7 protein-coding genes are annotated in these 8,614 nt (G+C 37.0%); 4 read left to right on the top strand and 3 right to left on the bottom strand.

Features of this window, described 5'->3' with window-relative positions; translation table 11 throughout:
- Positions 1 to 563 precede the first annotated feature (563 nt).
- A complete protein-coding gene (locus tag AB1471_RS16350) occupies positions 564 to 698 on the bottom strand; it encodes an Lmo0850 family protein (RefSeq protein WP_367780833.1) in 135 nt (44 codons plus the stop codon).
- Between the two features lie 233 nt (positions 699 to 931).
- On the opposite strand from AB1471_RS16350, the gene AB1471_RS16345 reads away from it, so the two are divergent.
- From AB1471_RS16345 to AB1471_RS16335, 3 genes are all read left to right on the top strand, one after another.
- The gene (locus tag AB1471_RS16345; protein WP_367780832.1) at positions 932 to 1,342 is read left to right on the top strand and encodes a CBS domain-containing protein; all 411 of its coding nucleotides are present in this window, start codon (positions 932 to 934) and stop codon (positions 1,340 to 1,342) included.
- Between the two features lie 209 nt (positions 1,343 to 1,551).
- Positions 1,552 to 1,911, top strand: a complete 360-nt coding sequence (locus tag AB1471_RS16340; protein WP_367780831.1) for a hypothetical protein — start codon at positions 1,552 to 1,554, stop codon at positions 1,909 to 1,911.
- Between the two features lie 13 nt (positions 1,912 to 1,924).
- The gene (locus tag AB1471_RS16335) at positions 1,925 to 2,083 is read left to right on the top strand and encodes a hypothetical protein (RefSeq protein ID WP_367780830.1); all 159 of its coding nucleotides are present in this window, start codon (positions 1,925 to 1,927) and stop codon (positions 2,081 to 2,083) included.
- A 128-nt stretch (positions 2,084 to 2,211) separates the two neighbouring features.
- Here AB1471_RS16335 and AB1471_RS16330 read toward each other — a convergent pair whose 3' ends face one another.
- Both AB1471_RS16330 and AB1471_RS16325 read right to left on the bottom strand, forming a co-directional pair.
- Positions 2,212 to 3,336, bottom strand: coding sequence for a hypothetical protein (locus tag AB1471_RS16330; protein WP_367780829.1), 1,125 nt, complete (start codon positions 3,334 to 3,336; stop codon positions 2,212 to 2,214).
- A complete protein-coding gene (locus AB1471_RS16325) occupies positions 3,326 to 4,336 on the bottom strand; it encodes a hypothetical protein (protein WP_367780828.1) in 1,011 nt (336 codons plus the stop codon). Before AB1471_RS16325 ends, AB1471_RS16330 begins: the two co-directional genes overlap by 11 nt.
- Positions 4,337 to 4,623: 287 nt before the next feature.
- Here AB1471_RS16325 and AB1471_RS16320 point away from each other — a divergent pair, with 287 nt between their 5' ends.
- Entirely contained in the window at positions 4,624 to 8,322 is a 3,699-nt protein-coding gene (locus AB1471_RS16320) for a hypothetical protein (RefSeq protein ID WP_367780827.1), read from the top strand.
- Positions 8,323 to 8,614 lie beyond the last annotated feature (292 nt).

The following is an 8,614-nucleotide window of genomic DNA, read 5'->3' as shown; positions in this document are numbered from 1 at the left end:
AAAGAAAAGCACCTCCAAATTCTAGACTGTGTCTAAAATTTGGGGTGCAGTTCATTATTTGGCGGTCTTATCTCTATGTATGCTATATAACAATTCTCTTTTTTACTGACATTATTCAGGAGTTGTTTTTTTCTTGAATAAAAAACTATACTTCCCCTTTGTATGTTTTTCTAGCTCTGCGTGAACATCTTCCATAGGATATTCCCCTCATCATCGTATCTCCTCAACCCTTTCACTCCATTAAGATCGTCTAGAGGATAATTTCCTTTAATACGCTGAGCGTATCTATTATTTGTGACAATTTTTCTTCAACTTCTTTTTGTCCTGCCGTTATAAATCAATATGCCGGATTCATACATCCCGTTGCAGCCTCCTTTCATCTTTAAGTGCGATGCAGATGCAGACGCTCATTGCCTAATTTGCAACGTGCACAAGTGTACTTTCTTTATTTAGTTAGGAAGTAGGAAATAAAAAAAAAGGTCCTCACATAGTTGGTATGAGCACCTTATCATCTGTATTGAGTTGAAATAACTTAAGTGCTCATGACGGTTCGGCTATTTAGATTATGTCTCTGAGATTTGGTGTGATTCTTTAACAGACTCAAGAATTTCTAGACGTGATTTTGTTTTTGTGATTTTGACACCAACTTCTGACAGTTTGACAATCATTCTTTTTAAATTTTCGCTATCTCTAGCCATGATCGACACCTCTCTCATATAAGTGTTGTTATAGGTTAGTACGTCTGAATCGTGAAAATGTTTCATTCATTTTAAATGTTTTTTGAATCAGCATGGTTAGCATTCCACCAAACAGTTTCAGTTAAACTCTTTTTACAAAAAAACAACAAATATTTTTACTAAGAAAAAGGATGCATAACAATTTACTGTCTCCCCATACTACAAATGGTTCAAATTAAATTGGAGGTATCTATATGAATGTAAGAGATGTCATGACTGATGCTGTTGAAACATGTGAAAAAACAGACTCAATCGAGCACGTTGCTGAGTTGATGAAAGAGCGGGATATCGGTATTTTACCTGTGCTTGATCAGGGAAAAATTATTGGAATGGTCTCAGACCGTGATTTGGTCATACGCGGTGTCGCAGAACATAAAGATGAATATGGACAAATCGATCAAGTAATGACCCACAAAATCATCAACGTTACTCCAGACACTACTTCACAAGAGGCCGCTTCTCTAATGGCCAGTGAACAAGTTCGACGTCTTCCTGTCATCGAAAACGACAAGGTCGTCGGGATGGTTTCTTTGGGCGATTTAGCCGTTCAATCACAGTCGAACGACCAAGCTGGAGACGCACTAACAGACATATCACAACCGTAAAGAAAGCGGGAAGTACCCGTTTACCCCGATAAGCTTAAGACAAACGCTAACTAGGACAAGATATCTGCAAAAGAAGGGCATCTCATTGATGTCCCTTCTTTCAGTTTGTTGAGAAACGAGAATATTGATGTACTGAACGATCAAAAAGTTGCATTCATCTAGGACATAGAGGATTTTTTCATGAAGATATTGTTTTGATAAGAAGGATCATGGAATTAGCGAACACACCGAAGGTATCAATAGATCAGGCGATAAAATCAGTATTATCAACGGTTGATACGTCTGATACATCGCAGGGTGATACGTCTGAAGAGGAAACAGATACTATTTATAAACAGGAATTTATGGCCTATCAGGAGAAACAAGAAGCGTATCAACGTAAGCAAGAAGAATTTCAGCAAGCGTTGCTACAAAAATTAGACGATCAAGCGAATGATTTGAAGGAACAATCAACATACATTAAGGAAAGCTTGGAAAAACGTGATCAATTGCTTTTGGGTTCATTGAAGGAGAGTCAGGAAGCAAGGAAAGAAGAACAGGAGAAGAAGCCACGGTGGAAGTTTTGGTAAATAGGAGGAACTCATGTACTACGAAATCCTACTTGCGTTAGGTGTGCCAGCTGTTATAGGATTGATCATTTTAGTCGTAAAAAATAAAAACGAATCAAGAAAAGTTTCTTATAATCAAAAATTAGATATGGTCACTGAAAAACAAAGAAAGGTAAAAATAGGATTTTTTTGATTATGATAATGAAAAAACGCCAACCATACATGCAACGGGTACGGTGGCGTTTCATCAATCGTCAAGTATATCCAACCCTATCCTATTTGTGATGAATGGATAAGTTATAGAACACAGGAGAATGTTTTTTACAAACCGTTTGTCCACCACCATACTCGTTGTGCTTCGTAGTCCCATGTTCCTAACACATAGCGTAAAGAAGGTCCGTCTGGATCTTTGTGTACGTTTAACAAGAGTCCATTCTGTAGTTGAACCACATCATTGTTTGTCCCGTTAAATTGGCTATACGTAGTTGATGTCCATTTGATTTCAGCACCGCTCAATTCCCCAGTCCTATACCAAGTAGGATTATTATCTCCTCTGGTTCCTTCAAACATGGTTAAATAGATTTCATTGTCCAGTTGCAGGGCAACAGGATCTTTCCCGTGATCGTCAAATCTGTGCGGCGCATTCATACCAATTCCATTAGCGGGCTTAATATTACCAAAACGATAGTACAAATGATTATTAAAAAGAGAATCACTTTGATGTACTTCTAAAACACCAGATGTACCAGATGTACTAGCATTGCGATAATCAGTAATTGAAAGCTGCGTCCCCAAATCTATCGTTTCATCAAATACATCTTTAATTTTACGATCGTCACCATCACCAGTATATTCTAATACTCGCATCACGTAGGGAGCAACTATAAAAGGGCTAAATTCTTTATGGGTCAAAGCAATTTCCCCATCAAAAGTTTGTGCTAAACCTAATTTGTCAAATCCTACCTTAGCTGTACCAACCAGAAAATTACCTACACTATACCAATCAATATCATTTGTTTCTTCATTGAAACGACCTAGATTATAATAGATATCAAAGGAGCGATGACTTATATGGACTTCCAACAATTCACCATCATCCAACGTTAAAATTTCCGGCTCTCTACCAGTATCGTATGCTTCTGGAAAGGTCCAATAGATTTCACCCTCGTAGAATTCTCCAAGTGTGTAGGTGAGGTCACCCTTATACTCACTTACAGATAGAACCAATCCGTTATCTAGTACTGTAATTGTGGGATTATCACCCCACGAATAGTATGGCTTAGGGTCCACCTCGTTAATATCTAGATACTGCAATCCCTCCTTATCTGTAGCAGCATGAGATTCAGAATCGGGATAGAATAGGGCGAACACAACTAGCATAGAAAAGATCATTTTAGAAATCGTTTTCATTTTCATCCTTCGTTCAACTGTTTTTTTACAATCCATTTACCCACCACCATACACGATTCGCTTCAGCATCCCAAGTTCCTAACACGTATCGTAAAGAGGGTCCGTTCGGATCTTTGTGTACGTTTAACAAGAGTCCATTCTGTAGTTGAACCACATCATTATCAGTGCCGTTAAATTGAGTAAACGTGCTTGATGTCCACTTAATTTCATCCCCGTTCAACTCGCCAGTCTTATACCAAGTGGGGCTCTCTCCTCTTGTCCCTTCAAACATGGTTAAAATCATCCCATTGTCTAATTGTAAAGAAACAGGATCACGTCCGTACCATTCGTATATAGTAGGGCTATTCCAATTGGTTAAATTGCCTATTATATACTCAAGGTTTCCGTTATTTTCATGACTACCTAGTATTCTACCGTCATTAAGCTCCGTTAGAGAAGCATTGCCACTCGTGTGACTATTATTTCCATACCTATAAAATTGGTCATCCCAATTTATAGATCCATCGTTGTAAGTACCTACTACATAAGATGAGTTGTATGATCCGCTATCACGTTGTAATGATACAATATTTCCTGTGGATAGTACTGTTATATTAGGATCACGTCCGCTATCATATTTATTTCCTATACTATACCAATTGATTTTACCATCTTCATAACGACCTAAATTATAATAAAGAGATGTAAATATAGGTCCCATATGTATTTCTATTACATCTCCATTATCCATAGTTGTAACAGAGGGATTTTTACCTGTATCGTATCCTACTGGAAAGGTCCAATAGATTTCACCCTCGTAGAATTCTCCCAGTGTGTAGGTGAGATCACCCTTATACTCACTTACAGATAGAACCAATCCGTTATCTAGTACTGTAATTGTGGGATTATCACCCCACGAATAGTATGGCTTGGGGTCCACTTCGTTAATGTCTAAATAATCCAATTCAACCTTATCTGTAGAAGCATACGACTTGATTGGATTAAATAGATAGAACAGCACCAGTAAAGATGTGATAAATGTAGAAACCGTTTTCATTTTTTTCCTCCTTGTTTGTAGTGTACGCTCCTTACTTTAGCATGATTATATTTTTTTCGCATAGAAGACCAAAAAACCGCAAGTTTGATGAAAAGGAGCGGGTATCATATCATACGATCTAACTTCTTCAACTGTTCAACCTTTTTCTTGCTCTTCTTGACAAAAATCTAGCTCTTCTCATCATGAAGTCACCATACTTTTTGTTCGGATAATATTAACAAAAGGTATTATAGAAAAAACATCGAATTTTTAAATGAGAAATCGACAAAATTATAAGGGGTGTTTTTTTGTTTAATAAACTATTTTTAATTGTTATTTTAATGTTAAGTATCTTCGTTCCAAATGGTGGGTTTGTAGCAATCGCAGAATCAGAAGATGTTGAAGATACTCTTACTACCTTCCCGCTTGATTCTGATGGTCATTATCCAGATGTAACCGAGCTTGATAATGGCATGATGCTAGTGGTTAACGAACGTAATAACAAGCTTTATTACCAATTAGGTGAATATAAAGACAAAGGAGTACATTGGACGAATCCTGTTGAATACGATACAGGAAAAAAACCTACTGTAACTACCCTTGATAATGGAGATATATTAGAGATCCATGCGGGTGGAACATGGGATATATATTTTATATACAACTTAGGTAGATACGAAGACGGGGAAATTAATTGGTATAGTAAAGGCAATCAGTATACTTATAATTATTATGAAATCATCCCTTCTGTAACCACACTTAACAATGGGGATGTCATACAAGTGAATGATGTTTCTATTAGTGATGAACCAAGTGCATTAAATTACTACATAGGAAGACATGATGAAGAGAGAGAAGAAATCATTTGGAACTTGCAAACGATTCTTTATGGACACGGACAAGATCCTACGATCACCGTACTTGAGAATGGAGATGTATTAAGTGTGTATCAAGGGGAAAACGATGATGATCTTTATTATCGTTTGGGTGAATACAAAGAACAAGAACAAATGATTGAATGGAACAGCACAGACTATAAATATGATTCCGGTAAAAAACCATCAATCACCCTTCTTGATAATGGCTATATTCTAGAGGTCCATGAAGATCATACAACTGATGACCTTTTGTACAATCTAGGAAAATATAAAGATGGTGAAATTGATTGGTTTAGCAAAGGGAATCATTACGACACTGGAAACGATCCTTCTGTCACTGTACTAGACAACGGGATCATACAATTCGTTCATGAAAAGGATGGAAATATTTATCATAAATTAGGTGACTATAGAAATAATGGGGAAATGTATTGGATTACACCATACGATGTGAATACGAATCCTACTGATCCCAATTATTCTACGGGAGATGATCCTACGATAACTTTAATGGATCATGGTCTTTCTTTAGCAATTAAATCGGAAAACGATAAAATTTATTATCAGATAGGCGAACAAAAAAACGGGAGTGTCTATTGGACCTCTCCTATTGACTCCGGGGATATTGGACATAACCCTACTATAACGATCCTTGATAATAAGGAGATATTAAATGTTTATGAATATAAAAACGAACTTTATTATAGTCTGGCAAGAGTGGAAAATGGAGAGATTATAAATTGGTATAGCCAAGGTAATAAATATCATTTAGGAGGAAACAATCCTTCTGTCACTGTACTTGATAATGGGAAGATATTAGCCATTCACGAAGAGAACGGATCGCTTAATTATTATATTGCTGAATACACAGATGAACAAATTAATTGGGGTCAAAGGACTCGATCTCTTACCGGAAGTAATCCTTCTGTAACCACCCTTAACAACGGTGAGATACTAGGAGTACACGAAGATTCAACAACCGATAACATTTTGTACAATCTAGGAAAGTATGAAAATGGTGAAATTAATTGGTATGAACAAGATCAATATGGCACCGGTAACAATCCTTCTGTAACGACTCTTGAAGATGGATCTGTCCTAGAGGTTCATCAACAAAATGGTGATGTTCATTACCGCATAGCGGTATATTCAGACGGAAAAGTGAATTGGGGTCAACCAAATAACTACGGGGAAGGTGAAAAACCAGAAACAACCGAAATTGACGGGAAAATAATAGCCGTTCATCAACATAATGGGGATCTTTTTTACAAATCTGGTGAATTTAGAGGTGGTGAAATCGTTTGGTTCTCACCGCTATCCAACCCGGAACGAGAATACTCTGTAGGTGATACTCCATCCATAACCACACTTCCTACCGATTTTGTGGTTGCTGCCGAAGAACAAGATGGAGATATTTTTTATCGGATAGGCGAACAAAGAATGGATTCTATCTATTGGAATGAATCTTTCGGATACGGAGATAAAGGGATTAATCCGAATGTAACGACCTTGGACAATGGCGAGATATTGAGCATTTACGAAAACGAAAATGAACTTTATTACCGGTTAGGAAAAGTAGAAAATGCCGAAATTGATTGGTTTACTAAAGCGAATAAATATAGCTCATCAGTAGGAGGAGGAAGCCATCCTACTGCAACAGTTCTTGATGACGGTAAGATACTAGAGGTTCACGAAGAAAATGGTTATCTTAATTACTATATTGGAGAATACAAAGATGGAACTATGGATTGGGGAAAAAGAACGCAATACTCAATTGGGACCAAACCTTCTGTAACGGTGCTTGATAATGGACACATACTGGAAGTTCATGAAGATCCATCTGACGTGTATCTTTTGTACAATTTAGGTATATATGAAAATGGTGAAATTAATTGGTATGAACAAGATCGATATGGTGTTGGAGAAACTCCTTCTGTAACGGTACTTGAAGATGGTTCGATCCTTGAGGTTCATCAATTGAGTGGTGATCTTCATTATAGTTTATCAGAATACAAAGAAGGAAAATTAGATTGGGGTCAAAGAGTCAAGTATGACTATGGATACACCCCGGATATAGCGGTACTTGATAATGGAAAGATAGTAGAAGTACACCAATATGAGGAAACGAACAGATACAAATTAGGTGAAGTCATAGACGGTGAGATTGTTGATGGAGAAGAGGTTTGGTATATACCTAATGGGGATACTGATCGTGATTTTGCGAATGGAAACGATCCTTCTGTCGCTGTACTTGATAATGGATTATTGGTATCCATTAAGGAGTTAGATGGTACCCTTTCTTATCAAATCGGAGAATACAAATTTGATCAAATCTATTGGTCGAGTCCTGTTGACTATGATACAGGAGCTTCACCTTCTGTGACCGTCCTTGATAACGGACTTATCCTAGAGATTCATGACAGTGGAAACACCTTAAATAATCTCCATTACAATATAGGTAAATACGAAAATGGATATATTAATTGGTATGATCAAATTAACAATAATTATTACGATAATGGAGTGGAGCCTTCTGTAACTATTCTTGATAATGGCGATATCCTAGAAGTTCATAGGGGTGGAGATCCATTAAATCCTAATATGTATAAGATGTACTACAATTTAGGAAGGTATACAAGCGATGGTCGTATTCATTGGTATAGTATGGGCAATAATTACGATTCGGGAAAAGATCCTTATATAACAACTCTTCAAGATGGTCGAGTTCTAGAGGTTCATGGAACCAGTAATCTAGCTAATGATAGCCTGTGGTACAATTTAGGATCATTCGAAGATGGTAAAATAAACTGGACTAAAAATGAGCAATTCGATGGCTTCGGAAAAGACCCTCTAGCTATACAGCTAGATAATGGATCTATTTTTACTATTTTTGAAGGAACGCGAGGAAATAATAATCCTATTTGGCATCGAACGGGAGAAATGAATGGGAACGAAATAAAATGGACTTCTAGTACGGAAAACCAATTGTTTGGAAGATCAAATAGTGTTGTTCAGCTGCATGATGGAACACTTCTAAATGTTCACAAAGATCCTAATAACAACACACTATGGTATCAATTTGGTCGTTTTGAACCAGCTCAAAACAACGTGGTTTGGGAATCTAGATGAACGATACAAACTCTTGACACTCCCACACCTAAATATAACTAAAAGAATGGGTTTTCCCGTTCGTCAAATGCTATAAGAACACACAAAAACCTCCTGCACACCCTTTTATATGCAGGAGGTTTTTTGTTAAGGACAAGAATGTGGCTCTTAATCCCAACAGTCCAAATTAGCACCTGACGATGTTCCACATTTATTCCCTTTGAAATTGTTTGTATCTTGATCGTTGATATCGAAAGTGGTTCTGGTGCAAAAACAATTTAATAGAGAAATAGAGACACTGTTTCAGCTCTAT

Origin of the sequence: Jeotgalibacillus marinus, assembly GCF_040801915.1 — a bacterium.
Lineage (GTDB): Bacteria > Bacillota > Bacilli > Bacillales > Jeotgalibacillaceae > Jeotgalibacillus > Jeotgalibacillus marinus.
This window is presented reverse-complemented; position numbering and strand designations above follow the sequence as displayed.

Coding starts and splice junctions, on each gene's coding strand:
- AB1471_RS16330 (WP_367780829.1), bottom strand. CDS start 3,336: ATGGATTGTAAAAAAACAGTTGAACGAAGGATGAAAATGAAAACGATT.
- AB1471_RS16340 (WP_367780831.1), top strand. CDS start 1,552: ATGGAATTAGCGAACACACCGAAGGTATCAATAGATCAGGCGATAAAA.
- AB1471_RS16350 (WP_367780833.1), bottom strand. CDS start 698: ATGGCTAGAGATAGCGAAAATTTAAAAAGAATGATTGTCAAACTGTCA.
- AB1471_RS16325 (WP_367780828.1), bottom strand. CDS start 4,336: ATGAAAACGGTTTCTACATTTATCACATCTTTACTGGTGCTGTTCTAT.
- AB1471_RS16345 (WP_367780832.1), top strand. CDS start 932: ATGAATGTAAGAGATGTCATGACTGATGCTGTTGAAACATGTGAAAAA.
- AB1471_RS16335 (WP_367780830.1), top strand. CDS start 1,925: ATGTACTACGAAATCCTACTTGCGTTAGGTGTGCCAGCTGTTATAGGA.